The organism is Roseomonas sp. TF40, assembly GCF_057219975.1.
The window spans coordinates 156,921-182,660 of record NZ_JBXVVR010000002.1; the positions used below are offsets into that span (position 1 = coordinate 156,921).

Below are 25,740 nucleotides of genomic sequence, written 5' to 3' on the forward strand. Positions count from 1 at the left end.
CGTCAGGGCGGCCCCATCGCCAGGGCGAAGACCTGGCCGGTGACGCGCTGCCCCCAGCCATCCTCCGGCGCCTCGGATTCCAGCACGAAGCCGGCCTGTTCGTAGAGCCGGCGGGCGGCATCGAGCCCGGCGAAGCTGGTCAGCCAGACCCGCCTGCAGCCCTGCGCCCGCGCGCAGGCCAGCGCCGCATCCAGCAGCCGCCGGCCGAGCCCGCCGCGCGCGCCCTCCGCCACGATGAACCAGCGCAGCCGCGCCACCGGCCAGGCGCGGCCATCGAGCGCGATGGCGCCGCGCAGCGCGCCGGACTCGTCATGGTCGGTGAAGAGCCGCGACTGGGCCTGCGGCAGGGCGGCGGCGAAGGCGCCCAGCTCGGCCGCCATCTTCGCCTCGAAGGGCAGGCCGAAGCCCCAGTGCCGGCCATACCAATCGGCATGCAGCGCGATGATGGCCCCGAGCGCGCCGGGGGGCGGCGACTCGGTGATCAAAACCGCTTCAGCAGCCGGTCGATGTAGTCCAGCTCCTCCGCCGGGCGGCCACGCTCGGCGCCGCGGCGGCGCAGTTCCTCCTGGATGCGGCGCGTGCGGAGCAACTCGGCCTCATCGGGCACGCGGGTGTCGCTGCCATTGTCCTGCGCGCCCGGCGCCTCACGCGTGCGGCGGCCGAGCGGGTCGCGGCCGGGGCCCTGGTCCTGGGCCTGGTCCTGGCCTTCGCCCTGGCCCTGGCCCTCGCCCATCATCTCGCCCTCGCCCTCGCCCTCATCCTCGCCTTCCTGGCCCTGGCCGAACTGGCGCTGCATCTGCTGCGCCATCTGCCGGCTGCCTTCCTGCAATTCGCGGATGGCGGTCTGCTGCGCGGCGCGGGCGTCCCGGCCTTCGGTCAGGGCCTCCTGCGCCTCGCGCATCGCCTGGTCGGCGCGGCCGAGCTGGGGGGGGACCTCGCCGGTCAGGTCGCCGAATTGCTGCATCACCTCGCCGAGCGCGCGGCGCAGCGCGCGTTGGGTGCGGGCCTCGCGCGCCGCTTCGGTGCGGGTCTGGGCCTCGGCCTCGGCGCGCTGCTGCTGCTGTTGCTGCTGCTGCTCGGGCGTGGGGCGCATCCAGGGGGTGCGGTTCTGCAATTGCTGGGCGCGGCGCTCGGCTTCGGCGCGCTGGGTTTCGGAGTCGGCGCGGCGATGGCCGCTGTCGAGCATCTCGGTCTGGCGGCGGACCATGTCCTGCACCACGCCCATCTGCTGCTGGCCGCGCTCGCGCTGCTGGCGCTGGCGTTCCTGGGCCTCGCTGCGCGGCGTGCGGCCTTCCTCGAGCGCGCGGAGCTGTTCCTCCAGCTCGGCCAGCTCGCGCTCCGCGTCCTGGGGGCGTTCCTGGCGGTTCGCCTCGCGCATGCGGTTGGTGCGGCGGTCCAGCTCGCGCTGGTCCATCAGCCGGTTCTGCGGGTCATTCGGCATGGCCTCCGCATTTTCCTGCTGGAGGCGCTCGGCCAGGGCCTCCAGGTGGCGGCGGATGGCGTCGCGCAGCTCCTGGATGCGCCGGTCGGTTTCCTGGCGCTGCTCGGGGGTCTGCCGGTTGCCTTCCTGCTGCTCGCGCGTGGCTTCCTGCAGCGCCTCGCGCAATGCGTCCCGCGCCTGCTGCAGGGCGCGGGCGGTGCGATCGGCGCGGCCTTCCTCGAGCGCCAGGGCGGTTTCCCACATCAGGTCCTGCGCCTCGCCCACCGCTTCGGGGCGGCGGTCGCGGGTCAGGCGGTGGCGGGCGGCGCGCAGCGCGAGATAGGTGGTGGTGTCGTGCTCGAAGGCCTCGGGCGCGTTGGACAGCGCATCCAGCTCCCGCCGCGCGGCGGCCCGCGCGCTGGGGTCGAGCGAGAGGGAGCGCCGCAGCGCGATCAGCGCCTTGGCGACGGGGTGGTTGAAGGCGCGTTCCGGCAGGGTGAGCGTCGCGGTCTCGGAGACACCCTCCTGCCCCGCGCCGTCGCGGGCGCGCAGCGTGATCTCCACCTCCAGCCCCGCCCAGGGATGCGCCGAGAGGTCGGGCGAGACCACGCCGCGGGCCGTGCGCACGGCCCCGCCGGGCAGGCCGATCTCGATCACATGCGGCGCGGCGCCGGGGCGCGGCTTGAGGCGGATCTCGGCCTGGAGCGAGGCCACGCCCCAATCATCCTCGGCCTTCCAGGGCAGGCGGATGGCAAGCCCCCGCGGGGCGCGGGCGGGGGCCTCGGTGAAGCTCGCGCGCGGTGGCTGGTCGGCCTGCACGGCCACGCCCCAGGCCGCCAATTCGCGGCCGTCGCGCCGGATGGCCAGGCGCGTGCCCTGGTCGAGCACCGCTTCCGCACCGAAGCTGCGGGCGTCGAGGCTGCGGAAGGGGTTGGCCTCGCCGCCGAGCACCATCTCGGGCGTGCCGCCGACGCCGCCCGAAAGGGCCAGTTGCAGGCGGCTGCCGGCCGGCACGCTGACATTGCCGCCGGCGGGGTCGAGGAAAAGGGGGGCGGCGCCGGTATAGGCGGGCGGCGTCACCCAGGCCTCCAGCCGCAGCCCCGGCGGGGCGGGCGGCACGACGAGGTCGGGTGCGACAGCCCGTCGCAGGCGCTCCGGCGCCTCGGCCCCGGCCACCACCAGCCCGGCCAGGAGGGAAAGCGCGAGGGCGGCGCGCAGCGCGCGCGGGTCGCGCCGCGCGAGGCCCGGCCGGGGCAGGCCGATCCGCAGCCGACGGATGCTGGCGCGGGCGCGCCGCTGGTGCGCCTGCCAGATGGCGAGCGCCATCGGGTCATCGCCGGCGGGCCGGTCCGTGAGCGTGGCGAGGGGGCGATGGGCAAGGCCGCTGGCCGATTCCAGCCGCCGGTCCGCGGCCTCGGGCGCCGGCAGGGCGAAGCCGGCGAAGCCGCGCCAGAGCGCGTAGAGGAAGGCGGCGGCGAAGAGCGCCGCCAGCACGGCGCGGCCCCAGCCCGGCAGCAGCAGCGGCAGGCCGAAGAGGGCGAGGGTCAGGAACAGCCCCGCCACGCCCAGCGGCGGCCAGAGCGCGGGCCAGAGTCGCTCCCAGGTCAGCGCCGCGCGGGCGAGGCGCCGCCGCGCGGTGAGCTGGTCGAGCGGCCCACCCGCCTCCGTCATGCGTCCAGCCAGGCCGGCAGGCGGTGCTGCGCCAGCAGCGCCTCCTGCGTCTGGCGCGGGCGGATCACGGCGGATTTCGCGCCATCCACCAGGATCTCGGCCGCCAGGGGCCGGTTGTTGTAGGTGCTGCTCATCGCCGCTCCGTACGCCCCCGCATCGAGGAAGGCGACCAGACTACCGGGTTCGAGGTCCGGAATGCCACGGCTTTTGGCGAAGGTGTCCCCGGTCTCGCAGACCGGGCCGACGATGTCGGCGGGGCTCACGGGCTTCGCATGGTCGGCCGCCGCCACGGGCAGGATGCCGTGCCAGGCCTCGTACATCGCGGGGCGCACCAGGTCGTTCATCGCCGCGTCCAGCACCACGAAGCGCCGCCCGCCACCCCGCTTCTGCAGGATGACCGAGGCCAGCAGCACCCCGGCCGGCCCGGCGATCCAGCGCCCGGGCTCGACCATCAGCTCGACGCCGAGATTGCCCAGGGTGGCCTGGATGGCGCCCGCCAGCGCGGCGGGGCTGGGCGCGGGCTCGTCGCGATAGGGGATGCCGAGCCCCCCGCCGCAATCCACGCGCTCCACCGGCAGGCTCTGGTCGCGCAGGCTGCGCACGAGGTCCGCCAGATGCCCATAGGCGGTGCGATAGGCCGACATGCCGGCGGTGATCTGGCTGCCGATATGCACCGCCACCCCCACCGGCCTCACCCCCGGCGTCGCCGCCATGCGGGCATAGAGCGCCGGGGCATCGGCGATGGCGACGCCGAACTTGTTCTCGGACTTGCCGGTGGTGATCTTGGCGTGGGTCTTGGCGTCCACATCCGGGTTCACGCGCAGCGCGACCTGGGCCACCACGCCCATGGCGGTGGCGATGGCGGAGATCATCTCCACCTCCTCCGCGCTCTCGGCGTTGATCTGGTGGATGCCCTCGGCCAGGGCGTAGCGGATCTCGGCATGGGTCTTGCCCACGCCGGAGAAGACGATGTGGCCGGGCGCGATGCCGGCGGCGCGGGCCAGGCGCAGCTCGCCCTCACTGACCACATCCGCCCCGGCGCCCTGGGCGGCGAGCACGCGCAGCACGGCCAGCGAGGGGTTCGCCTTCACCGCGAAATGCACCTGGGCGCCCAGCCGGGCGTCGTCCAGCGCGCCCTGCAGCGCGCCGAGCCGGCGGCGCAACGCCCCGGCCGAATAGACCCAGCACGGGGTGCCATGCTCGGCGGCGAGGCGCGCCAGCGGCACGTCCTCCATCAGCAGGCCAGCCTGGGCGTCGAGCGTCAGGTCGGGGCGGATCGCCAGCAGCTCGGCGAAGGTGGGGTCGGGATCGGCGTGGATCCGGGGGGCGGGGGCGGCCATCCCTCAAGCATGGGGTGGCGGCGGCCGATCGGGAAGGGGATCAGGCCGGTTCGCAGAACATCGCGTGCAGCGTGCCGACCAGCCGGGCGACGCGCGGATCGGCGATGCGGTAATGGATGGTGGTGCCGCTGCGCCGCGTCGCCACCAGCCCATCGGCACGCAGCTTCGCCAGGTGCTGCGACAGGGCCGGCTGGGAAAGGCCGACGCGCTCGGCCATCAGCCCGACCGAGGCCTCGCCCTCCGCGATCAGCAGGCAGAGCAGCAGCAGCCGGCGCTCATTCGCCAGCAGGCGCAGCAGCCGCGTGGCCTCGGCCGCCTGCGCGGCCATCTCGGCGGCCGTGAGCGGCGCGAGGGCGGGGGAATTCGGCAAGGGGGTCTCCCTGCTGGGGCATGATCCGTCCGAAGGGAGGCCCTCGGACCCTTTATCCTAATGTTATAATCTAACATTGCCAGGGGAGAATGCCGATCGGGATATTCCTTCCGACCGGAAATGTCCCTCGGGATCGATTACCGGCTCGGATAGGTGCGCGGGTGGGTCACGGCCTCCGGCGGGCCGGGCGGGCGGATGCTGCCCGCGCGGCCGCAGGCGGCCAGCAGCGCGAGCGCGAGCAGCAGGGCCAGGCCCCGCTTCATGCCAGCCGCGCCTGCCATTCCGCCGCCATCCGCGCCACATTGGCCGGCGCCGTGCCGCCGAAGCTCGTGCGGCTGCGCACAGAGGCGCCGACGCTCAGCACGTCGAAGACGCCCGCGGTGATGCGCGGCTCGACGAAGCGCATATCCTCCAGGCTGAGCCCGGCGAGGTCCACGCCCTTCTGCTCGGCCAGCGCCACCAGCCGGCCCGTGACGTGGTGCGCGTCGCGGAAGGGGAAGCGCAGCTCCCGCACCAGCCAGTCGGCGAGGTCCGTGGCGGTGGAGAAGCCCGCCCCCGCGGCCTCCGCCAGCCGCTCCACCTGCGGGCGCATGTCGCGCACCATGCCGCCGATGGCCGCGAGGCCGAGTGCCAGGCTCTCGGCGGCGTCGAACAGGCCTTCCTTGTCCTCCTGCATGTCCTTGAAATAGGTCAGGGCGAGGCCTTTCTGCACCGTCAGCAGCCCCATCAGCGCGCCGAAGATCCGCCCGGTCTTGCCGCGCACCAGCTCGGCCGCGTCGGGGTTGCGCTTCTGCGGCATGATCGAGCTGCCGGTGGTGAAGGCGTCACTCAGCTTGATGAAGCCGAAATAGGGGTTGGTCCAGATCACGATCTCCTCCGCGAAGCGGCTGAGATGCGTGGCGCACATGGCGCAGGCGAAGAGGAATTCCGCGCCGAAATCGCGGCTGGCCACGCTGTCCAGGCTGTTGCGCGTGGGCCCCTCGAAGCCGAGTGACGCGGCCGTCATGTGCCGGTCGATCGGGAAGCCCGTGCCGCAGAGCGCGGCCGCGCCGAGCGGGCATTCGTTCAGCCGCCTGCGCGCATCGGCAAGCCGCCCGCGGTCGCGGGAGAGCATCTCGACATAGGCCAGCAGGTGATGGCCGAAGGTGGTGGGCTGGGCGGGCTGGAGATGGGTGAAGCCGGGCATCACCGTGCCGGCATGTTCCGCCGCGCGATCCACCAGGGCGCGCATCACGTCGGCGATCTGCGCGTCCAGCCCGTCGATCGCGTCGCGCACCCACAGGCGCACATCCAGCGCCACCTGGTCGTTGCGGCTGCGCCCGGTATGCAGGCGCTTGCCGGCCTCGCCGATGCGCTCGGTCAGCCGCGCCTCGATGTTCATGTGGATGTCCTCGAGCGCCTCGGAGAAGGGGAATTGCCCCGCCTCGATCTCGGCGCCGATTTCCTCCAGGCCCTTGCGGATCGCCGCCTCGTCTTCCGCCGAGATGATCCCCACATGCGCCAGCATCCGGGCATGGGCGAGGCTGCCGCGAATATCCTGGCGCCACATCTTGCGGTCGAAGCCGATGGAGGCATTGATCTCGCGCATGATGGCGCCGGGGCCCTCGGCGTAGCGGCCGCCCCAGAGGCCGTGGGAAGTGGAGTTGCTGGTGGTGTTCTCGGTCACGGAGGGAGGTCTTTCGGTGTCCAGGCTGGTTTCGCGGCGTTCGGTGGTGGCCTTCGGCGCGACCCTAGCCGCCGCCGGGGCGGCGCGCAAAGCGATGGCCGCGCCCGGCGATGGCGGCCTGTCGCGGCTGCGCGAGCACCCCAGCCCGCAAGCCCTGCCCGAGGGCCTGACCTTCACCGATGCCGAGGGGCGCGAGACCGGCTTCGCCGCCTTTCGCGGCCGGGGGCTGGTGGTGAATTTCTGGGCCACCTGGTGCCCGCCCTGCGTGGCCGAGATGCCCGCGCTCGACCGCCTGCACGCCCAGCTGTCGCGTGAGGGGATCGAGGTGCTGGCGCTCTCCAATGATCGCGGCGGGCGCGCCCAGGTGGAGCCCTTCTTCCAGCGCACCGGGCTGCGGCACATGGCCATCTGGCTCGACCCGCGCGGGGCGACGGGCCGGGCGCTGGCCGTGCGCGTGCTGCCGACCACGATCATCCTCGACCGCCGCGGCCAGGAAGTGGCGCGGCTGATGGGCGAGGCCGAGTGGGACCGGCCCGACTTCGTCGCCGCCATCCGCCGCCTGACCCGCGCGCCTGCCGCGCCCGCAACTTCCACCTGAGAGACTCCATGACCCAGTCCGATTTCGACGAACGCCTCGACAAGCTGGCCGCGCTGGCCGTGCGGGTGGGCCTCAACCTCCGCCCCGGGCAGGAGGTGGTGATGACCGCGCCGCTGGAGTCCATCGCCCTGGTGCGGCGCATCGCCGCGCATGCCTACAAGGCCGGCGCGACACTGGTCACGCCACTGATCGGCGATGACGAGGTCACGCTCGCCCGCTACCGCCACGCCGCGCCCGAGGCCTTCGACGTCGCCTCCGGCTGGCTGTTCGAGGGCATGGCCAAGGCCTTCGCCGGCGGGGCCGCGCGCCTCGCCGTGGTGGGAGAGGACCCGACGCTGCTCGGCGGGCAGGATCCGGCCAAGGTGGCGCGGGCCAACCGCGCGCGCTCGGTCGCCTATCGCCCGGCGCTGGAGCTGATCACGAGCTTCGCCATCAACTGGAACCTCGTGCCCGCGGCCACGCCGGGCTGGGCGCGGCAGGTCTTCCCCGACCTCGCCCCCGACGCCGCGCTGGCCGCGCTGTGGGACGCCATCTTCAAGGCCTGCCGCGTCGACGTGGCCGATCCGGTGGCGGAATGGGCGGCGCACAACGCCGGGCTTCACGCCCGCACGAAGCACCTCAACACCAAGAATTACGCCGAGCTGCGCTATCGCGGGCCGGGCACGGATCTCACCATCGGGCTCGCCGACGGGCATCTCTGGGCCGGCGGGGCGGAGCCCGCCAAGAACGGCATCGTCTGCAACCCCAACATCCCGACCGAGGAGGTCTTCACCACGCCGCACGCCCAGCGCGTGCAGGGCACGGTGCGCTCGACCAAGCCGCTGGCCTATCAGGGCACGCTGATCGAGGACATCGTCGTCCGCTTCGAGGGCGGGCGCATCGTCGAGGCCCATGCCAGCCGCGGCCAGGATGTGCTGCAGAAGGTGCTGGAGACGGATGAGGGCGCGGCGCGGCTGGGCGAGGTGGCGCTGGTGCCGCATTCCTCGCCGATCAGCGCCTCGGGCCTGTTGTTCCGCAACACGCTGTTCGACGAGAACGCGGCCAGCCACATCGCGCTGGGTCAGGCCTACACCACCTGCCTGCGCGACTCCGAGGGCAGATCCTTCGAGGAACTGGCGACGCGCGGCGCCAATGCCTCGCTGATCCATATCGACTGGATGATCGGCTCCGGCGCGCTCGACATCGATGGCGTCACGCAGGATGGGGCGGTGGAGCCCTTGATGCGCGCGGGCGAATTCGTGGGCGTGTGAGACCCATGACCCCCCGCCCCCGCATCTTCCTCGTCACCGGCGCGGCCTCGGGCATCGGTGCGGCCTGCTGCCGGCGGCTCGCCGGTCCGGGCACCGCCTTCCTGGTGCATACGCGCAAGAACCGCGACGGCGCGGAGCAGGTGGCGGCGCAGATCCGCGCCGCCGGCGGCGAGGCCGCGGTGATGCTGGGCGACATCGCCGACCCCGCCTTGCCAGAGGCGCTGGTGGCCGAGGCCGTGGCGCGCTTCGGCGGGCTGGATGTGGTGGTGGCGAATGCCGGCTTCGCGGACAAGACGAAGCTCGCCGAGTTGAGCGATGCGGGTTTCGCGCGCTCGATGGATACCGTGCTCTGGGCCTTCCTGCGCCTGTCGCGCGCCGCGCTGCCGGTGCTGGCGCAGGGCGAGGCGCCGCGCATCGTCGCGATCTCCTCCTTCGTCGCGCACATGTTCCGCACCGATGCGGCGCTCTTCCCCGCCACCGCGGCGGCGAAGGCGGGTGTCGAGGCGCTGGTGCGCGCCATCGCGGTGGAGGCGGCGCCCGCCGGCATCACGGCCAATGCGGTCGCGCCGGGCTTCACGCGCAAGGATGCGACGGGGCACAGCGCGCTCGACCCCGCGCAATGGGCGGCGGTCGTGGCGAAGATCCCGCTGGGGCGGCTCGGCACGCCGGCCGATGTGGCGCAGGCCGTCGCCTTCCTGGCCTCGCCGGAAGCCGGCTACATCACCGGCCAGGTGCTGCATGTGAATGGCGGGCTTGTTTAGCGCCCTCAAGCGCCGGGCGCCCCTTCGGGCGCTCGGCCCTGCGGGCCGCCCTAGATGTCCCGCCGCAGGAAGGCCGCGCAGCGCTCACCCACCATCAGCGCCGCGGGCTGGATGTTGGGCGAGGGGATGATCGGGAAGACCGAGGCATCCGCCACGCGCAGCCCCTCCACGCCATTCACGCGCAATTCGGAATCCAGCACCGCGCGATCATCGCTGCCCATGCGCGCCGTGCCGCAGGGATGAAAGACCGTGCTCGCGGTGGCGCGGATATGGCGCTCGATCGCGGCCTCGCTGCCATCATCATGTTCGGGACGCAGCTGCGCGTCGATCAGGTCACGCAGCGGCCCCACGCCGGCGATGCGCCGGCATAGGGCCGCTGCGCCGAGCATCACCCGCATGTCGTTCGGATGGTCGAGGTAGTTGGCGCGGATCACCGGCTTGCCCGCCGGGTCGGGCGAGGCCAGCGTCAGCTCGCCGCGGCTGTCCGGCCGGCACTGGTTGAAGTTCAGCATCACGCCGGGGAAACCATGTAGCCCCTTGGTGTAGTCGAAGGTCGAGAAATTCACGAAGAGCAGCTGCGCCTCGGCCTCTTCCGCGCCGGGGGTGACGCGCGCGAAGGCGGTGGCCTCGCCGGCGCCGATCGCGAGCGGGCCTTGCTTGCGCAGCAGCCAGTCGAGCCCCATCGCGGCCTTGCGCAGCGGGCTGCCGAGGATCTCGTTCAGCGTGCCGCAGGGCTTCACGCGCCAGATGTAGCGCGCGATCAGATGGTCCTGCAGGTTCATCCCGACATCGGGGCTGTGCACGCGCGTCTCGATGCCGAGTGCCTGCAGCTTCGCGCCATCGCCGATGCCCGAGAGCATCAGCAGCTTCGGCGTCTCGATCGCGCCGGCGCTGAGCACCACGGCGCGCGTGGCGCGGAATTCGCCCTGAGCGGTGGCGACACCCACCGCGCGCCTTCCCTCGAAGAGCACGCGCTGCACGGCGATGCCGGTGCGCACCGTGAGGTTCGGGCGCGTCATCGCCGGGCGGAGGAAGGTGCGCGCGGAGGAGGACCGCCAGCGCCCATCGACATTGAGCTGCACGGGCCCCGCGCCCTCGATCGGCCCGCCGCCATTCACGTCGGTGAAGCGCGGCAGCCCCGCCGCCACGGCGCTGTCCACGAAGGCCTGCGCGGCGGGGGCGAGCTTGCGTGGCTCCCCCACCTGGATCGGGCCCTCGCTGCCGCGCATCTCCGAAGGCGCGCCGCGCCAGGTTTCCAGCGCGCGGAAGGCCGGCAGGCAGTCTTCATAGCTCCAGCCGCGTGCGCCGGCCTGGGCCCAGCGGTTGTAGTCATCCGGCGCACCGCGCAGGAAGACCAGGCCGTTGACGCTGCCCGAGCCCCCCAGCACGCGCCCGCGCGGCCAGGGGATGGAGCGGTCGTTCAGCGCCTCTTCCGGTTGGGTCGCGAAGCCGGGGTTGTAGCGCCCGCTGCCGAAGAGCTTGGCGTAGCCCATCGGCAGGCGGATCCAGATGTCGTCATCCGGCGGCCCGGCCTCGAGCAGCAGCACGCGCGTGGCGGGATCTTCCGAGAGCCGTGCCGCGACGACGCAGCCCGCGCTGCCGCCGCCCACGACAACGACATCAAAGCCGTCGTGAATCGCGGCTGATTCAGACATCCGGGCCATGCGGCCCTCCTGTCATCGGACGCGACATCAGGGCTCCAGCTTCACGCCCGTCCGCTCCACCACCTGGCGGAACTTCGCGAGCTCCGCGCGGAAGAAGGCGGTGGCGTCGGTGGGCGCGTTGGGGCGCGTCCAGGGCGCGACGCCGGCCACCAGCAGGCGCTCGCGCAGCTGCGGCTCGGCGATGGCGGCGCGGATCGCGGCGTTGAGCTGCGCGACCACGGCCTCAGGCATGCCGCGCGGGCCGATCACCGCGAACCAGTTCTCGAGATCGAAGCCCGGCAGCGCGCTTTCGTTCAGCGTCGGCACATCGGGGAAGGAGGGGAATCGCTCCAGCCCCGTCACCGCCACCGGCCGCACGCGCCCGTCGCGCGCCTGCCCGGCGGCGGAAGCCAGCACGGCCACGCCCCACTGCGTCTCGCCGCGCGCGATGCTCTCCACCATCAGCCCGCCGGAGCGATAGGGCACATGCGGGAAGCGGCCCGGCAGGCCCATCACGGCGGCGAACATCTCGGCCGAGAGATGCGGCATGGAGGCGACGCCGGAAGAGGCGAAGGGCTGCGTGTCGGGCTGCGCCGCGCGCAGCCGCGCGATCATCTCGGCTGGCGTGCGGGCGGGGAAATTCGGCTGCGCGACGACGATCATCGGCCCCGTGCCGACCACCGCGACATGCGCGAAATCCGCCACCGGATCATAGCGCGTGCCCCCCGCCACGGCGTTCGGCGCGAGGGCGTGGGAGGATGCCTCGACGAGCATCAGCGTGTGCCCGTCCGGCGCCTGGCGGCGCAGCCAGTCGCTGGCGATCATCCCCGCCGCGCCGGGGCGGTTCTCCACCACCACGCGCCCATTGGCACCCAGCGCCGGGCCCAGCCGATCGGCCAGCAGGCGGGAGGTGACGTCGGTCGAGCCCCCCGGGGCGAAGCCCACGGCGAGGGTGATGGTGCGGTCCGGGAAGGCCAGGGCCGGCGCGGCGAGCCCCGCCGCCAGCGTGAGGCCCAGAAACGTGCGTCGGAACATGGCCGTCTCCCGATGGCGTCTTTTCAGTTTGGAATCGAAACACCCAGCTTGCGCGCCACCTGCAGGATGCTCTCCCAGGTGTCGGGTTGCAGCGGCACGCCGTTGGCGAGCCGATCGGCGCGCATCGCGGCTTCCTTGTCGCCCGGCGCCAGCACCGGATGCGCCGGATCGGCCGGCGTGCAGGCCATCACCCAATCGATATAGGCACGGCCCGTCGCCTCGAACTCGGCCTGGGTGCCGAAATGCGCGGGCGAGACATAGATCGAGAACATGCCATTCGCGATGCGCCCGCGCTCGCCCGTGGGGCCCGAAGTGCCGCCGCCGGTCAAGGCACCGGCCAGCATCTCGCACATGAAGGCGAGGCCGCTGCCCTTGTGCTCGCCGAAGGCGCGGATCGCGCCCGCGCCGAGCGCGGGGTTGCGCGGACCGATCTGGTCATAGGGGCCGTAGAGCGTGTGCGGATCGCCCGAGAGCCTTCCATCGGGCTCGATCAGCGCATCGCCCGGCAGCGGCTTGCCGCCATTCGACGCCACCAGCACCTTGCCTTCCGCCACCAGCGAGGTCGCGAAATCCAGCACCAGCGGGCGGCCGGGCAGCGGCACGCCGACGGAGAAGGGCGCGGTGGAGAAGCGCCGCTCCGTCCCGCCGAAGGGCGCGACCAGCACCGAGCCCGCGACGTTGACGAAATGGATCGAGATCAGCCCCGCGCGGATCGCCGTCTCGGCATAGTCGCCCACGCGGCCGATATGCCCCGCATTGCGCAGCCCGACCACGGCAATGCCATGCTTCTGCGCGCGCGCGATACCGAGTGCCACGGCCTGGGGCGCGACCGTCTGGCCGAAGCCGAAATGCCCATCCAGCAGCGCGAAGCAGCCGCCATCGGTGACGATCTCGGCGGTCTGGTCGCGCAGCACATAGCCGGCCTGCAGCCACTCCACATAGCGCGGCACGCGCGCCACGCCGTGGCTGTCATGCCCGGCGAGGTTGGCGCCGAGCAGATGGGTGGAGATGCGCCAGGATTCGGCCTCATCGCAGCCGGCGCCGATGAAGATGCGCGCCACCAGCGTCTCGAGCGTGGTGGCTTCGACAAGAACCTGGCTGCTTGCCATGGATGGTTTCCTCTACCTGCGGGAAACTTGCCCCGAGTTGCGCGGGGCGTCCAGGCCAGGGCCGGGGCTTTCGCTCAGGCGGCGGCGCGGCCTTCGCCGGTGCGCTTCGCGGCCTTGCCGATGCGATCCAGGTGCCGGCGCATCTCCGCGGCGGCGGCTTCCGGATCGCGGGCCTCGATGGCCGCGGCGATGCGCTTGTGGTCGAGCCAGGATCTGCGCATCGCGCCCGGCGCCTCCAGCGCGCGCAGGCTCAGTTCGGAGGATTGGCCCGAGACCTCGGCCAGCAGCGCGGCGATCAGCCGGTTGCCGCTCGCTTCCTGCAGCGCGGCGTGGAACTCATTGCCGCAGATGTGGAAGGTCGGCACGTCGTCCAGCGCGCGGCCCTGTTCCTCGACCAGGCGGCGCAGCCGGGCGCGGATGGCGTCATCGGCATTGGCGGCCGCCCCGCGCGCGGCGGCGACTTCCAGGGCGAGCCGCGCGGCATGCACCTCCTCGGTCGTGTAGCGCACGGCCGGCGCGGGCCGGGCGATCCAGCGCGCAGCGGGCAGCACGCGGGATCGCGCACCCTGCGCGACCTCGATCAGCCCGCGCGCGGCCAGGGCCTGGATGGCGCCGCGCACCGTCTCGCGGCTGACATCGAGCTGGCTGGCAAGCTCACGCTCCCCCGGCATCGCATCGCCGGCGCGCAGCAGGCCGGAGACGATCATGCCGGCGAGGCGATCGGTGATCTGCTCGCGCATGGTGCGCTTGGAGAGCGCGGTCTGCAGGAGGGCGAAGCTGTCTTGCATGGGGCGAGCCTAACGCGATCGCGCGGCGCTGGTCTACTGGTCCGGTGGCCGGACCGGTTGACAAGTGGCCGGGGCTTCGTCCAGCCTGCCGGCATGAGGCCGTCGACAGACCCGGCCCGTGAACCGTAGGGAAGGAAAACGCCGTGACAGACACAGTTGCGTCCCGCACACCCGCCTTCGCCGCATCGCGCCGCAGCCTGCTGCTCGGCACCGGCGCCGCGCTGCTCGCGAGCCCCGCCCTCGCCCAGGCCTGGCAGCCCGCGCGCCCGGTGGAATTCATCGTCGCCGCCGGCCCCGGTGGCGGCACGGACCAGTTCGCGCGCATCGTCCAGTCGATCATCCAGAAGTACAACCTGCTGCGCACGCCGGTCATCGTCGCCAACAAGGGCGGCGGCGCCGGCACCGAGGCCTTCGTCTATGGCCGTGGCGCGGCGGGCGACCCGCACAAGGTCATCTTCGGCACCAACAATGTCTGGCTGATGCCGCTGGTCACGCGCGTCGGCTACGGGCTGTCCGACCTGCGCCCCGTCGCCTCCATGGCCGCCGACGAGTTCATCCTCTGGACCTACACGGATGCCCCGTTCCGCACGGCGAAGGATCTGATCGAGGCCGCGCGCGCGCGCAATGGCGAGTTCCGCATGGGCGGCAGCCAGGCGCGCGACACCGACCACATCCTCACCAAGCTGATCGAGCGCGCCACCGGCGTGACCTTCACCTACGTCCCCTTCCGCTCGGGCGGCGAGGTGGCGGTCCAGCTCGCCGGGCGGCATGTGGAGGCCAACACCAACAACCCGGCGGAGAATATCGGCCAGTGGCGTGCCGGGCGCGTGCGCCCGCTCTGCGTCTTCAACCCGCAGCGCCTGACGCTGACCGAGAAGGTGCATGACGGCGTCGGCTGGTCCGACATCCCGACCGCGACCGAGGCCGGCATCGGCCCGGCCGATTACCGCATGCCGCGCACCGTCTGGCTGCCCGCGCGCACCACCGATGCGCAGGCCGCCTTCTGGACGCAGCTGCTCGCCCGCGTGCGCGAGACGCCGGAGTGGAAGGCCTGGCTCGAGGGCGGCAGCCAGGGCGACCTCTGGCAGACCGGCGCCGAGCTCGCCGCCTTCATCGCGCAGGATGAGGCGACGAACCGCGCGCATTTCCGCGACTATGGCTGGCTGGTCGAGCAGGGCTGACCTTCATGAGGGGACGCCAGGCGGCGGAGCTGGGCATGGCGCTCGCCGCCGCGTCCTTCGGCGGGATCGTGGTGTTCGGCGCGCTGCAGCACGATGTCGGCTGGGGCCCGACCGGGCCGGGCGCGGGCTATTTCCCGATGCGCATCGGCCTGTTGCTGATGGCGGTCGCCGCGCTGTTGCTGCTGCGTGAGATCATCGCCGCCGCGCCGGGGCGCTTCGCCGAGCCCGGCGCGCTGAAGCGCGTGGCCGCGCTGGGCGTGCCCACGGCCGTCTTCGCCGTGTCGATCGCCCCGCTCGGCGCCTATGTCACCATGTTCGCCTATCTGCTCTGGATGGCCCGCCGCCAGGCGAAGGCGCGCTGGGCGGTGGCGCTGCTGCTCGCCTTCGGCATGCCGGCTGCCTTCTTCCTGCTGTTCGAGACCTGGCTCGGCGTGCCGCTCGCCAAGGGGCCGCTCGAGGAAGCGCTGGGCATCTACTGATGAGCGGCCTCGACGCGCTGCTGCATGGATTCGAGGTCGCACTGACCGGCTACCATGTCGGGCTGATGGTGGTGGGCGTGCTGATCGGCATCCTGGTCGGCGTGCTGCCGGGGCTCGGCGCGCCGAACGGCGTGGCGCTCCTGATGCCGCTCACCTTCTTCATGCCGCCGGTCAGCGCCATCATCCTGCTGAGCTCGATGTATTGGGGCGCGCTGCTGGGCGGCTCCACCACCTCCATCCTGTTCAACATCCCCGGCGAGCCCTCTTCCGTCGCCACCACCTTCGACGGGCATCCGATGGCGAAGCAGGGGCGCGCGGCGGAGGCGCTTTCGCTCGCCTTCCTCTCCTCGGGCTTCGGCGCGCTGGTGGGCGTCATCACCATCACCATCGTCGCCGACGACATCGCGGAATTCGCGCTGCGCTTCAGCCCGGCGGAATACTTCGCGGTCTATCTGCTGGCCTTCTGCGCCTTCATCGGCATGGGCGGATCGAACCCGCTGAAGACCGCCGTCTCGCTGCTGGTGGGCCTGTCGCTGGCGACGATCGGCATGGACACGGTCTCGGGCGAGATGCGCCTGACCTTCGGCCAGGACCAGCTGGTGCGCGGCATCTCCTTCCTTGTCGCGGTGATCGGCCTGTTCGGCATCGGCGAATTGCTGGCCACGGCGGATGAGACCGAGAAGGTGGAGGGCATTCCCGCGCGCGTGCGCCTCATTGCCGTGTTGCGCACGCTGCTCGAGATGCCGCGCTACTGGGTGGCGCTGCTGCGCTCGGCGGCGATCGGCATCTGGATGGGGCTGACGCCGGGCGGGCCGACCGCGGCCTCCTTCATGTCCTATGGCGTCGCGCGCCGCTTCTCCCGCCGCCGCGACAATTTCGGCAAAGGCGAGCCGGAGGGCGTGGTCAGCCCCGAGACCTCGGACCACGCCGCCGGTGTCTCCGCCCTGCTGCCGATGCTCGCCCTCGGCGTGCCGGGCTCGGCCACCGCGGCGGTGATGCTGGGCGGGTTGATGATCTGGGGCCTGCAGCCGGGGCCGATGTTGTTCCAGGACCGTCCCGATTTCGTCTGGGGCCTGATCGCCAGCATGTATGTGGCGAATCTCGTGGCCGTGGTGCTGGTGCTCGCCACCGTGCCGATCTTCGCCTCGGTCATGCGCGTGCCCTTCGGGCTGCTCGCGCCGATGATCATGGCGATCTGCGTCACCGGCGCCTGGATGATCTCGGGCAGCGGGTTCGACGTGCTGCTCGCGCTCGGCTTCGGCGTGCTCGGCTACCTGATGAAGAAGCTCGACTACCCGATCGCGCCCATGGTGCTGGCCATGGTGCTCGGCGACAAGGCGGAGGATGCCTTCCGCCAATCCATGCTGATCAGCCGTGGCGATTTGACCATCTTCTGGTCGAATGCGCTGGTCGGCTCCATCACCACCCTCGCGCTGCTGCTGCTTGCCTGGCCGCTGCTGGCCATGCTGCTGCGCGGCGGCGCATCCTTCACGCGGAGACCAGTCGAATGACGCCACGCCTTGCCCTCGTGCTCGGCGATCCTGCCGGAATCGGGCCCGAGATCATGGCCCGGCTGCTGGCCGAGGAAGCCAATCGCAACAAGGCGGCGCTGCTGCTGGTGGCGGACCCCGACGAGCTGGCGGAAGGCATGCGCATCGCCGGCGTGGAACTGCCGATCACGCGCGCGAACGACCCCACGGCGCTCACGCCCGGGCGCATCGTGCTGCATGAACTGCGCCGCGAGGCGCCGATTCCGCGCGGGCAATCCAGCGCCGCCGGCGGGGCCCATGCAATGGCCACGCTGCGCCAATGCCTCGCCTATGCGCAGGCCGGTACGGTGGATGGCATCGTCTTCGCCCCACTCAACAAATCCTCCCTGCACATGGCGCGGATGGGCCACCCGGACGAGCTGCACTGGTTCGCAGAGGTGCTGGGCCACCAGGGCGCGCATAGCGAGTTCAACGTACTCGACGGGCTGTGGACCTGCCGTGTCACCAGCCATGTCGCGATCCGCGAGGTCGCGGATCTCATCACGCCCGAGAAGGTGATCGGCGCGGTGGCGCTGATCCGCGACGCGCTGGTGGCGGCGGGCATCGACAGGCCGCGCATCGCGGTCTGCGGCCTCAACCCCCACAATGGCGACAACGGCGCCTTCGGCCGCGAGGAGATCGAGATCATCGGCCCCGCGCTGGAGGAAGCGCGCCGCCGCGGCCTGCCCTGCGAGGGCCCCTTCCCGGCCGACACCATCTTCCTGCGCGCGCAGCCCAAGGCCGATGGCACGCGCGACGTGGACGCGATCGTCACCATGTATCACGACCAGGGGCAGATCGCGATGAAGCTGATGGGCTTCTGGCGCGGCATCACCGTGGCCGGCGGCCTGCCGGTGCCGATCGCGACCTGCGCGCATGGCACGGGCTTCGACATCCAGGGCAAGGGCATCGCGCGCGTCGGCGCGCTGCAGGCGGCCTTCGACCTGGCCTGCACCATGGGTGCGCGCCGCCGCGCGAAAGGCTGAGCGCATGTCCACGAAGAAGCCGCTGCGCAGCCAGGCCTGGTTCGGCCGGCAGGACAAGATGGGGTTCTACTACCGCTCCTTCCTGAAGAACCACGGCACGCCGCAGGACCAGTTCGATGGCCGCCCCGTCATCGGAATCTGCAACACCTGGTCCGAGCTGACGCCCTGCAACCAGCATTTCCGCGAGCTCGCGCGCCATGTGCGCGAGGGCGTGCTGGAAGCGGGCGGCTATCCGCTGGAGTTCCCCGTCTCCTCGCTCGGCGAGGTGACGATGCGCCCCACCGCGATGCTCTACCGCAACCTCGCCGCGATGGATGTGGAGGAAGCGCTGCGCGCGCATCCGCTCGACGGCGCGGTGCTGCTGATGGGCTGCGACAAGACCACGCCCGCCTTGGTGATGGGGGCGGCGAGCGTCGATCTGCCGACCATCGGTGTCTCCGGCGGGCCGCAGCTGCGCGGTGTCTATCGCGGGCAGATCATCGGCTCGGGCACCAACATCATCTCGATGAGCGAGCAGCTGCGCGCGGGCGAGGTGACGCTGGCGGAATTCCATGAGGCCGAGGCCGGCATGAACCGCTCCGCCGGGTCGTGCATGACCATGGGCACGGCCTCCACCATGGCCTCGCTGGTCGAGGCGATGGGGCTTGGCCTGCCGCACAACGCCGCCATCCCGGCCGCCGATGCGCGGCGCAACCTGCTGGCGCGCATGGCCGGGCGGCGCATCGTGGAGATGGTGCGCGAGGACCTCACCATCTCGCGGATCCTGACGCGCGCGGCCTTCGAGAATGCGGTGCGCGTGCTGGGCGCGATCGGCGGTTCCACCAATGCCGTGGTGCATCTGCTGGCGATCGCGCGCAGGCTCGGCGTGCCCTTCACGCTCGACGACCTCGATGCGCTGGGCCGCGGCATCCATTGCCTGGTCGATCTGATGCCCTCGGGCCGCTTCCTGATGGAGGATTTCTTCGAGGCCGGCGGCCTGCCCGTGGTGCTGCGCACGCTGGGCGAGGCCGGGCTGCTGAATCGCGATGCACCCACCGCGAATGGCCGCACGATCTGGGAGAATGTGCAGGAGGCGCGCTGCTGGCGGCCGGAGGTCATCACGCCCTGGTCCGCGCCCTTCAAGCCCGATGCGGGCATGGCCGTGCTGCGCGGCAATCTCTGCCCCGATGGCGCGGTGATCAAGCCTTCCGCCGCCTCGCCGCACCTCATGCGCCACACCGGTCGCGCCGTGGTGTTCGAGAGCATCGAGGATCTGCACGCGCGCAAGGATGATCCTGCGCTCGACATCGATGCGGAGTGCATCATGGTGCTGAAGAATTGCGGGCCCAAGGGCTATCCGGGCATGGCGGAGGTCGGGAACATGCCGATCCCCGCGAAGCTGCTGAAGCAGGGCGTGCGCGACATGATCCGCATCAGCGATGCGCGCATGTCCGGCACCGCCTATGGCACCGTCGTGCTGCATGTCGCGCCCGAGGCCGCGGCCGGCGGGCCGCTCGCGCTTGTGCAGAACGGGGACATGATCACGCTCGACGTCGCCGCGCGCAGCCTGACGCTGCATGTGGACGACGCCGATCTCGCCACGCGCCGCGCTGGCTGGGTGCCACCCGCGCCGCATGCCACGCGCGGCTATGTGAAGATGTATCTGGACCATGTGACGCAGGCGAATGAGGGTGCCGACCTCGATTTCCTCGCCGGCAGTTCCGGCGCGCCGGTCGCGCGCGACAACCACTGAGGACACGCCCATGCCGCAACCCTATCGCGGGGTCTTCCCCGTCGTGCCCACCATCTTCCATGCCGATGGCGGGCTGGACCTCGAGGGCCAGAAGCGCGCCATCGACTTCATGATCGATGCAGGCTCCGAAGGCCTGTGCATCCTCGCGAATTTCTCCGAGCAGTTCGTGCTGACGGATGCGGATCGCGAGCAGGTGATGGAAGTGGCCCTCGCGCATGTCGCCGGGCGCGTGCCGGTGATCGTCACCACCACGCATTTCGCCACCCATGTCTGCGCCGCGCGCAGCCGCCGCGCGCAGGATCTGGGCGCGGCGATGGTGATGATCATGCCGCCCTATCACGGGGCCACGATCCGCGTCGGCGAGGCCGCGATCTTCGAGTTCTTCCGCCGAGTCTCGGACGCCATCTCGATCCCGATCATGGTGCAGGATGCGCCGGTCGCCGGCACGCATCTCAGCGCGCCCTTCCTGGCGCGCATGGCGCGCGAGATCTCCAACCTGTCCTATTTCAAGATCGAGGTGCCGCAGGCCGCGGCCAAGCTGCGCGAGCTGATCGCGCTCGGCGGCGATTCCATCATCGGCCCCTGGGACGGGGAGGAGGCGATCACGCTGATGGCCGATCTCGATGCCGGCGCCACGGGCTCCATGACCGGCGGCGGCTTTCCCGACGGCATCCGCCAGATCACCGATCCCTGGTTCGCGGGCAATCGCGCCGCGGCGATGGAGGCCTATTGCCGCTGGCTGCCGCTGATCAATTACGAGAACCGCCAATGCGGGCTGCTCGCCGCCAAGGCGCTGATGGAGGAAGGCGGCGTGATCCGCTGCGGCGCGCCGCGCGCGCCCCTCGCGGCCCTGCACCCGGCGACGCGCGCGGGGCTGGTCGAGCAGGCGAAGCGGCTGGATGCGATGGTGCTGCGCTGGGGGCGTTAGAGCAATATGCGTTCAGATGGGTCGCGGTGCTGCCGCGACGCTGAACGCATTTCTTGCTCTAGATTCAATGATTTCTAGAGCACGCTGCGTTCATCAGAATGCAGCGTGCTCCAGGGTCCGCCCTCAGCGGATGTCGATATTGGCGAGCCGCACGAGCATCCGGTCGAGCTCCGTCAGGCGCATCAGCTCGGCCTGGGCCTCGGGGCTGACCTCTGTCTCCGGGCGCGGCTCGACCACGGCGTTGATCAGGTCGCGCGTGTTCTCGCGCGCGATGGGGCCGGTATCGGGCAGGCCGAGGGCGGCCATGAGGCGCGGCCGGTCATGCTCCAGCCGTTCCACCGAGGTCACGAAATCGATCCGGCGGAGATTCTCCAGCGCCAGGCGCAGCAGCGCCGTGCCGCCGATCGCACCCGACCGGCCGCCCCAGGGGGTGGTGTAGAGATTGGCGCCGATCGGGCGGTAGTCGCCGGCGATGACGCAGGTCATGTGGTTCTGCACATGGCCGCGCACCTCCGCATCGGGGTGGCGCAGGAAGTCGAGCAGGCCATGCTCCCGCGCGATGGCGGCGGCGCGCAGCTTCTTCTCCGCGATCACCTCCGGCCGGTGCCTGGCGAGGAAATGGTAGAGCGAGAGCAGGCGCGCGCGGGGTTCGCGCAGCACGGTGAAGATGCGCTTCGGGCCGGGCACGTGCCAGGCATCGGCGAAGTTGAAATGGCCCATGATGCAGCGATAGGGCGCAAGCTCCTCCACCGTCGCATCGCCGGGGCGGCCGCGTTCCTCATGCCGCCAGATGCGTTCCCCGGCCAGCAGTTCCTCGAGCCGTGTCCGCAACGAGGTGCCGGCCGTCTTCATGATGTGCAGGAAGACGATGCGCGGCGGCCTGTCCTCCGCCGTCGCCGTCGCCTCGGCCGGCGCCTCCACGCGGTTGCGCTGGCGCTGTTCCGCCAGCATCCAGCGCCGCAGCGTGGTCGGCGTCTCGCGCTGCAGCGCGCGGGCGAATTCCGGGCTGTTCATCAGCCAGCGGCGCAGCGTCTCGACCGACCCGGCGGAGAGGCCGTACTCGTAGGCGGCCTCATTCTCCGGCAGGCGGCCGAGCAGCAGCCGGTAGGCGAGTTCAACCTCGTCGCGCGTGATGCTCATGCGCCGGCGAGGGTCAGGCCTTCCAGGCGGATGCTCGGCGCATCCGTGCCGCGCTTCAGCTTCAGATCGTTCGCCACGGCCATGTTGAGGAACATGTCCTTGAGGTTGCCCGCGATGGTGATCTCGCTGACGGGCTCTGCAAGCCTGCCATTGCGGATCATGAAGCCGGCGGCGCCGCGCGAATAGTCGCCGGTCACGCCGTTCACGCCCATGCCGATCAGGTCGGTGACGTAGAGACCTTCGCTGATGTCGGCGCGCAGATCCTCGGGGGAGAGCGTGCCGGCCTCGAGCCAGAGATTGGTGGTGGCCGGCCCCGGCGGGCCGCCCGTGCCGCGGCTGGCATGGCCGGTGGAGATCATGCCGAGCTGCCGCGCGCTGCGCCAGTCCAGGATCCAGGTGGTGAGCACGCCATCCTCGACGATGGCGCGGGGCTGGCCGGCCATGCCCTCGCCATCGAAGGGGCGTGAGCGCAGGCCGCGCGGGCGCGTCGGGTCGTCGCGCACCGTCAGCCCCTTGGCCAGCACCTGCGTGCCGAGCCGGTCGCGCAGGAAGGAGGTGCCGCGGGCCACCGCCGCGCCATTGATCGCGCTGCTCAGATGCCCGAGCAGGGAGGAGGAAACGCGCGGGTCGAAGATCACCGGGATGCGCGCGGTCTTCGCCCGCACCGGGTTGAGCCGTGCGAGCGTGCGCTCCGCCGCGCGCTTGCCGAGCGTGGCGGGATCATCGAGATCGGCGAGGTGCACGACCGAGGACCAGTCATAGTCGCGCTCCATCGCCGTGCCGCTGCCCGCCAGCGCGGTGACGGAAAGGCTATGCGAGGAACGCTGATAGGCGCCGGCGAATCCCGCGGAGGTCACAAGAGCGATGCGCACGCGGCCCCAGCCGGCCTCGGCCCCTTCGCTGTTGGTGATGCCGGCGACGGCCAGGGCCGCTTCCTCGGCGGCCGCCGCGCGCGCGATCAGTTCTTCGGCACTCGGCTCGACGCCGTCATCAAGGTCGAGGCCCGCGACATCGCGCGGGGCGTCGAAGGAATCGCCGAGCCCGCCGAAGGGATCCTCCGGCACCACCTGCGCCATCGCGACCGCCCGTTCCGCCAGCGCAGTGAATCCGCGCGGGTCGGGATCGGTGGTGGAGACGATGGCCTGGCGCTTGCCCACGAAAACGCGCAGGCCGATATCCATGCCCTCCGCGCGCTCCAACTGCTCGATCTTGCCGAGCCGGCGGGCGACGGAGAGCGAGGCGTTCTCGACATGCAGCGCATCCGCGCTGTCGGCGCCGGCGCGTTTCGCGGCCGCGACGAGATCGGCGAGCGTGTCGAGGTTGCTCATGTGTCGTCCCTCCGATTCAGCTCTTCGGTGCTCGCGGCCTGCGGCCGCTCCGCCCTGCGACCATCGGAGGGGGTCATGCGGCCAATTTCTCCGCGATACGGTCGAGGGAAGGCACCTTGCCCGCCGGGCCGAGCGCGGTGAGCGTGGGCTTGCCGCGGAAGGCAAGTGCTGCCGCCTGCTGCACCTGCTCGATCGTCACCGCGGCGATCTTGGCCTTGGTCTCCTCGACCGGAATGATGCGGCCATGCACCTGGAGCTGGCGGGCCAGCTGCTCGCAGCGGCTGCCGGTGGATTCGAGCGACATGAGCAGCGAGGCGCGCAGCTGCGCCTTCGCACGCTGCAACTCGTCCTCGGTCACGTCGCGCTGCACGCGGCGCAGTTCCTCCAGCGCCACGGGCACGAGTTCCGCCGCCTGGTCCTCGCCCGTGCCGGCATAGATGCCGAAGACGCCGCCATCGGCGAAGGGCGAGGCGAAGCTGTAGATGGAATAGACCAGGCCGCGCTTCTCGCGGATCTCCTGGAACAGGCGCGAGGACATCCCGCCGCCCAGCAGCGTCGAGAGCAGCTGTGTGGGCATGTTCAGCGGATCGCCGACCGCAACGGAGGGGAAGCCCAGCACCACATGCACCTGGTCGAGGTCGCGCTCCTCGCGGAACTCGCCGCCGGTGTAGCGCGCAGGCTCGGCGGTGACGGGCTCGGCCGCGGGCAGGGCGCCGAAATGCGCCTCGGCCATGCGCAGCAGATCCTCATGCTCCAGCGCGCCGGCGGCGGCGAGCACCATGCGCGACGGGCCGTAATGGCGGCGCATGTAGCCGGTCAGCACCTCCCGCGGCATCGCCTTGATGCTGTCCTCCGTGCCGAGCACGGGGCGGCCCATCGCCTGGGACGCATAGGCGGTGGACTGGAAATGGTCGAAGACGATGTCGTCCGGCGTGTCGTTGGCCTGGCCGATCTCCTGCAGGATCACGCCGCGCTCGCGCTCCAGCTCCTCCGGCACGAAGGTGGAGTTGGTGAGGATGTCGCCGATGATGTCGGCGGCGAGGTCCACATCCTCCTTCAGCACCTTGCAGTAATAGGCGGTGTTTTCCCGAGACGTGTAGGCGTTGAGGTGGCCGCCGACATTCTCGATCTCGCGCGCGATCGCCGCCGCGTCGCGCCGCTGCGTGCCCTTGAAGGCCATGTGTTCGAGGAAGTGGGAAACGCCGTTCTCCGCCGGCACCTCATGGCGCGTGCCGGCATTCACATAGGCGCCGATCGAGACGGTCTCCACGCGCGGCATCTTCTCCGACACCACGGTGAGGCCGGAGGGCAGGCGCGTGAGTCGGATCGCGTCGTTCATGGAATTTGTGATGCCTTCCGGGGCCGTCATGCGGCGTTCCTGAGCGTATGGGCGCGCACGAAATCCTCGACGGCGCCAAGCGCGTTGGGCAGGCGCGTGTAGCGTTCCGGCCGCTCATAGAGGTCGGACAGGCGCGGCGGCAGGGGTGCGTCGATGCCCGTGGCCGCGCGCACCGCATCGGGGAATTTCGCCGGATGCGCGGTGGCGGCGACGATGACGGGAATCGCCTTGTCAGTGGGCGGCACGGCGCGCGCGGCGGCGGTGCCGATGGCGGTGTGCGGATCGGCGAGGTAGCCGCCCTCGCGCTGCAGCCGCGCGATCTCCTCCAGCGTGCCGGGATCGTCCAGCGTGAAGCCGCGGAAGAGTTGCGCCGCGCTGCGCCAGGCGGCGTCGGGCACGGGCATGCGGCCCTCGGCGCGGAAGCGGCGCATCGTCTCGGCGGTGGCCGGCGCGTCGCGGCCGAGCAGTTCGAAGAGCAGGCGCTCGAAATTCGAGCTCACCTGGATGTCCATCGAGGGCGAGAGCGAGGGCTCCACGCCGCGCACCGTCATGTCATTGGCGGTGAGAAAGCGGGTGAGGATGTCGTTGCGGTTGGAGGCCACCAGCAGCTGCGCGATGGGCAGCCCCATGCGGCGCGCCGCCCAGGCGGCCATGACGTTGCCGAAATTGCCGGTCGGCACGCTGAACGCCACCTCCCGGTCCGGCGCGCCGAGCGCGAGGGCGGCGGCGACGTAGTAGGGGATCTGCAGCGCGATGCGCGCCCAGTTGATGGAGTTCACCGCCGCAAGCCGCATCTCCGTGCGGAAAGGGACATCGGCGAACATCGCCTTCACCAGATCCTGGCAATCGTCGAAGGAGCCATCGATGGCGAGGTTGGCGACGTTGGGCGAGAGCACGGTCGTCATCTGCCGCCGCTGCACGGCGGAGGTGCGGCCCTCCGGGTGCAGGATCACGATGTCGATGGCCGCGCGGTCGCGGCAGGCCTCGATGGCGGCGGAGCCGGTGTCGCCGCTGGTGGCACCCACGATGGTCACGCGCTCACCCCGCCGGGCCAGCACATGGTCGAAGAGCGGCCCGAGCGCCTGCATCGCCATGTCCTTGAAGGCGAGCGTGGGGCCGTGGAACAGCTCCAGCGCGAAGATGCGGGAGTCGAGCTGCACCAGCGGCGCGACGGCGGGCGTGCCGAAGCCGGCATAGGCCTGCCGCAGCAGCGGCAGCAGCGTGGCGTGGTCCGGCTGCCCGCCGGTGAACAGCGCCAGGATGCGCGCGGCAAGGTCGGGATAGGGCAGGCCACGCAGCGTGCGCCACTCGGCGCTGCTCAGCACGGGCCAGGTCTCGGGCATGAAGAGGCCGCCATCCTCGGCGAGGCCGGCGAGCAGCACGCCTTCGAAGTCACGGAGCGGCGCATCGCCGCGGGTCGAGATGTAGCGCATGGCGTGAACCTAGT

23 protein-coding genes are annotated in these 25,740 nt (G+C 71.5%); 9 read left to right on the top strand and 14 right to left on the bottom strand.

Going from position 1 to position 25,740, the window contains the following annotated elements:
• Positions 1-2 precede the first annotated feature (2 nt).
• The 6 genes from AC2D9U_RS06825 to argH all read right to left on the bottom strand — a co-directional run bounded on the left by AC2D9U_RS06825 (position 3) and on the right by argH (position 6,467).
• A complete protein-coding gene (locus tag AC2D9U_RS06825) occupies positions 3-485 on the bottom strand; it encodes a GNAT family N-acetyltransferase (RefSeq protein ID WP_484747580.1) in 483 nt (160 codons plus the stop codon).
• Entirely contained in the window at positions 482-3,091 is a 2,610-nt protein-coding gene (locus tag AC2D9U_RS06830; RefSeq protein WP_484747582.1) for a TIGR02302 family protein, read from the bottom strand. The genes AC2D9U_RS06825 and AC2D9U_RS06830 overlap by 4 nt, the downstream gene beginning before the upstream one ends.
• Entirely contained in the window at positions 3,088-4,431 is a 1,344-nt protein-coding gene (gene lysA / locus AC2D9U_RS06835) for a diaminopimelate decarboxylase (protein ID WP_484747585.1), read from the bottom strand. Before lysA ends, AC2D9U_RS06830 begins: the two co-directional genes overlap by 4 nt.
• A 40-nt stretch (positions 4,432-4,471) precedes the next feature.
• Entirely contained in the window at positions 4,472-4,801 is a 330-nt protein-coding gene (locus AC2D9U_RS06840; RefSeq protein WP_484747587.1) for an ArsR/SmtB family transcription factor, read from the bottom strand.
• A 137-nt stretch (positions 4,802-4,938) separates the two neighbouring features.
• Positions 4,939-5,064, bottom strand: coding sequence for an LPS translocon maturation chaperone LptM (locus AC2D9U_RS06845; RefSeq protein ID WP_484747589.1), 126 nt, complete (start codon positions 5,062-5,064; stop codon positions 4,939-4,941).
• Positions 5,061-6,467 carry an argininosuccinate lyase gene (argH, locus tag AC2D9U_RS06850; RefSeq protein WP_484747590.1) on the bottom strand — a complete coding sequence of 469 codons (1,407 nt, stop codon included), beginning with the start codon at positions 6,465-6,467 and terminating at the stop codon, positions 5,061-5,063. The genes AC2D9U_RS06845 and argH overlap by 4 nt, the downstream gene beginning before the upstream one ends.
• A 16-nt stretch (positions 6,468-6,483) precedes the next feature.
• On the opposite strand from argH, the gene AC2D9U_RS06855 reads away from it, so the two are divergent.
• Genes AC2D9U_RS06855 through AC2D9U_RS06865 form a run of 3 tightly spaced genes read left to right on the top strand, consistent with a single transcriptional unit; the run spans position 6,484 to position 9,076 of the window.
• Positions 6,484-7,065 (top strand): TlpA family protein disulfide reductase, encoded by a 582-nt coding sequence (locus AC2D9U_RS06855; protein ID WP_484747592.1) that lies wholly within the window; start codon positions 6,484-6,486, stop codon positions 7,063-7,065.
• Between the two features lie 8 nt (positions 7,066-7,073).
• A complete protein-coding gene (locus AC2D9U_RS06860) occupies positions 7,074-8,315 on the top strand; it encodes an aminopeptidase (protein ID WP_484747593.1) in 1,242 nt (413 codons plus the stop codon).
• Positions 8,316-8,320: 5 nt separating this feature from the next.
• The gene (locus tag AC2D9U_RS06865) at positions 8,321-9,076 is read left to right on the top strand and encodes an SDR family NAD(P)-dependent oxidoreductase (RefSeq protein WP_484747595.1); all 756 of its coding nucleotides are present in this window, start codon (positions 8,321-8,323) and stop codon (positions 9,074-9,076) included.
• Positions 9,077-9,126: 50 nt separating this feature from the next.
• Here AC2D9U_RS06865 and AC2D9U_RS06870 read toward each other — a convergent pair whose 3' ends face one another.
• The 4 genes from AC2D9U_RS06870 to AC2D9U_RS06885 form a co-directional block, all read right to left on the bottom strand.
• Positions 9,127-10,731 (bottom strand): GMC family oxidoreductase, encoded by a 1,605-nt coding sequence (locus tag AC2D9U_RS06870; RefSeq protein ID WP_484747596.1) that lies wholly within the window; start codon positions 10,729-10,731, stop codon positions 9,127-9,129.
• Positions 10,732-10,767: 36 nt separating this feature from the next.
• On the bottom strand, positions 10,768-11,754 hold the full coding sequence (locus tag AC2D9U_RS06875; RefSeq protein WP_484747597.1) for a Bug family tripartite tricarboxylate transporter substrate binding protein: 987 nt from the start codon (positions 11,752-11,754) through the stop codon (positions 10,768-10,770).
• A 23-nt stretch (positions 11,755-11,777) separates the two neighbouring features.
• The gene (locus AC2D9U_RS06880) at positions 11,778-12,863 is read right to left on the bottom strand and encodes a malate/lactate/ureidoglycolate dehydrogenase (protein WP_484747599.1); all 1,086 of its coding nucleotides are present in this window, start codon (positions 12,861-12,863) and stop codon (positions 11,778-11,780) included.
• 74 nt (positions 12,864-12,937) lie between these two features.
• Positions 12,938-13,651, bottom strand: coding sequence for a FadR/GntR family transcriptional regulator (locus AC2D9U_RS06885; protein WP_484747600.1), 714 nt, complete (start codon positions 13,649-13,651; stop codon positions 12,938-12,940).
• A gap of 143 nt (positions 13,652-13,794) precedes the next feature.
• Between AC2D9U_RS06885 and AC2D9U_RS06890 the strand changes: the two genes are divergently transcribed.
• Genes AC2D9U_RS06890 through AC2D9U_RS06915 form a run of 6 tightly spaced genes read left to right on the top strand, consistent with a single transcriptional unit; the run spans position 13,795 to position 20,486 of the window.
• Positions 13,795-14,832: a tripartite tricarboxylate transporter substrate binding protein gene (locus AC2D9U_RS06890; protein ID WP_484747602.1), complete on the top strand. Its 1,038-nt coding sequence runs from the start codon at positions 13,795-13,797 to the stop codon at positions 14,830-14,832.
• Between the two features lie 5 nt (positions 14,833-14,837).
• The gene (locus tag AC2D9U_RS06895; protein WP_484747603.1) at positions 14,838-15,311 is read left to right on the top strand and encodes a tripartite tricarboxylate transporter TctB family protein; all 474 of its coding nucleotides are present in this window, start codon (positions 14,838-14,840) and stop codon (positions 15,309-15,311) included.
• Positions 15,311-16,822: a tripartite tricarboxylate transporter permease gene (locus tag AC2D9U_RS06900; protein ID WP_484747604.1), complete on the top strand. Its 1,512-nt coding sequence runs from the start codon at positions 15,311-15,313 to the stop codon at positions 16,820-16,822. Before AC2D9U_RS06895 ends, AC2D9U_RS06900 begins: the two co-directional genes overlap by 1 nt.
• Positions 16,819-17,826 (top strand): 4-hydroxythreonine-4-phosphate dehydrogenase PdxA, encoded by a 1,008-nt coding sequence (locus AC2D9U_RS06905; RefSeq protein WP_484747605.1) that lies wholly within the window; start codon positions 16,819-16,821, stop codon positions 17,824-17,826. Before AC2D9U_RS06900 ends, AC2D9U_RS06905 begins: the two co-directional genes overlap by 4 nt.
• A 4-nt stretch (positions 17,827-17,830) precedes the next feature.
• Positions 17,831-19,558 carry an IlvD/Edd family dehydratase gene (locus AC2D9U_RS06910; RefSeq protein WP_484747607.1) on the top strand — a complete coding sequence of 576 codons (1,728 nt, stop codon included), beginning with the start codon at positions 17,831-17,833 and terminating at the stop codon, positions 19,556-19,558.
• Between the two features lie 10 nt (positions 19,559-19,568).
• Positions 19,569-20,486, top strand: coding sequence for a dihydrodipicolinate synthase family protein (locus AC2D9U_RS06915; RefSeq protein WP_484747609.1), 918 nt, complete (start codon positions 19,569-19,571; stop codon positions 20,484-20,486).
• Between the two features lie 123 nt (positions 20,487-20,609).
• Here AC2D9U_RS06915 and AC2D9U_RS06920 read toward each other — a convergent pair whose 3' ends face one another.
• The 4 genes from AC2D9U_RS06920 to thrC form a co-directional block, all read right to left on the bottom strand.
• Positions 20,610-21,626 (bottom strand): hypothetical protein, encoded by a 1,017-nt coding sequence (locus tag AC2D9U_RS06920; RefSeq protein WP_484747610.1) that lies wholly within the window; start codon positions 21,624-21,626, stop codon positions 20,610-20,612.
• Entirely contained in the window at positions 21,623-22,954 is a 1,332-nt protein-coding gene (locus AC2D9U_RS06925; RefSeq protein WP_484747612.1) for a TldD/PmbA family protein, read from the bottom strand. Before AC2D9U_RS06925 ends, AC2D9U_RS06920 begins: the two co-directional genes overlap by 4 nt.
• 73 nt (positions 22,955-23,027) lie before the next feature.
• On the bottom strand, positions 23,028-24,293 hold the full coding sequence (locus AC2D9U_RS06930; RefSeq protein ID WP_484747614.1) for a M16 family metallopeptidase: 1,266 nt from the start codon (positions 24,291-24,293) through the stop codon (positions 23,028-23,030).
• A 26-nt stretch (positions 24,294-24,319) separates the two neighbouring features.
• The gene (thrC, locus tag AC2D9U_RS06935) at positions 24,320-25,726 is read right to left on the bottom strand and encodes a threonine synthase (RefSeq protein WP_484747615.1); all 1,407 of its coding nucleotides are present in this window, start codon (positions 25,724-25,726) and stop codon (positions 24,320-24,322) included.
• Between the last annotated feature and the right edge of the window lie 14 nt (positions 25,727-25,740).

What these genes read in the sequence shown, in the direction of transcription:
- AC2D9U_RS06900 (WP_484747604.1), top strand. Translation starts at nt 15,311, where the DNA reads ATGAGCGGCCTCGACGCGCTGCTGCATGGATTCGAGGTCGCACTGACC.
- AC2D9U_RS06865 (WP_484747595.1), top strand. Translation starts at nt 8,321, where the DNA reads ATGACCCCCCGCCCCCGCATCTTCCTCGTCACCGGCGCGGCCTCGGGC.
- AC2D9U_RS06905 (WP_484747605.1), top strand. Translation starts at nt 16,819, where the DNA reads ATGACGCCACGCCTTGCCCTCGTGCTCGGCGATCCTGCCGGAATCGGG.
- AC2D9U_RS06880 (WP_484747599.1), bottom strand. Translation starts at nt 12,863, where the DNA reads ATGGCAAGCAGCCAGGTTCTTGTCGAAGCCACCACGCTCGAGACGCTG.
- AC2D9U_RS06895 (WP_484747603.1), top strand. Translation starts at nt 14,838, where the DNA reads ATGAGGGGACGCCAGGCGGCGGAGCTGGGCATGGCGCTCGCCGCCGCG.
- AC2D9U_RS06875 (WP_484747597.1), bottom strand. Translation starts at nt 11,754, where the DNA reads ATGTTCCGACGCACGTTTCTGGGCCTCACGCTGGCGGCGGGGCTCGCC.
- AC2D9U_RS06930 (WP_484747614.1), bottom strand. Translation starts at nt 24,293, where the DNA reads ATGAACGACGCGATCCGACTCACGCGCCTGCCCTCCGGCCTCACCGTG.
- AC2D9U_RS06885 (WP_484747600.1), bottom strand. Translation starts at nt 13,651, where the DNA reads ATGCAAGACAGCTTCGCCCTCCTGCAGACCGCGCTCTCCAAGCGCACC.
- AC2D9U_RS06860 (WP_484747593.1), top strand. Translation starts at nt 7,074, where the DNA reads ATGACCCAGTCCGATTTCGACGAACGCCTCGACAAGCTGGCCGCGCTG.
- thrC (WP_484747615.1), bottom strand. Translation starts at nt 25,726, where the DNA reads ATGCGCTACATCTCGACCCGCGGCGATGCGCCGCTCCGTGACTTCGAA.
- AC2D9U_RS06870 (WP_484747596.1), bottom strand. Translation starts at nt 10,731, where the DNA reads ATGTCTGAATCAGCCGCGATTCACGACGGCTTTGATGTCGTTGTCGTG.
- AC2D9U_RS06920 (WP_484747610.1), bottom strand. Translation starts at nt 21,626, where the DNA reads ATGAGCATCACGCGCGACGAGGTTGAACTCGCCTACCGGCTGCTGCTC.
- AC2D9U_RS06830 (WP_484747582.1), bottom strand. Translation starts at nt 3,091, where the DNA reads ATGACGGAGGCGGGTGGGCCGCTCGACCAGCTCACCGCGCGGCGGCGC.
- AC2D9U_RS06915 (WP_484747609.1), top strand. Translation starts at nt 19,569, where the DNA reads ATGCCGCAACCCTATCGCGGGGTCTTCCCCGTCGTGCCCACCATCTTC.
- AC2D9U_RS06910 (WP_484747607.1), top strand. Translation starts at nt 17,831, where the DNA reads ATGTCCACGAAGAAGCCGCTGCGCAGCCAGGCCTGGTTCGGCCGGCAG.
- AC2D9U_RS06925 (WP_484747612.1), bottom strand. Translation starts at nt 22,954, where the DNA reads ATGAGCAACCTCGACACGCTCGCCGATCTCGTCGCGGCCGCGAAACGC.
- AC2D9U_RS06845 (WP_484747589.1), bottom strand. Translation starts at nt 5,064, where the DNA reads ATGAAGCGGGGCCTGGCCCTGCTGCTCGCGCTCGCGCTGCTGGCCGCC.
- lysA (WP_484747585.1), bottom strand. Translation starts at nt 4,431, where the DNA reads ATGGCCGCCCCCGCCCCCCGGATCCACGCCGATCCCGACCCCACCTTC.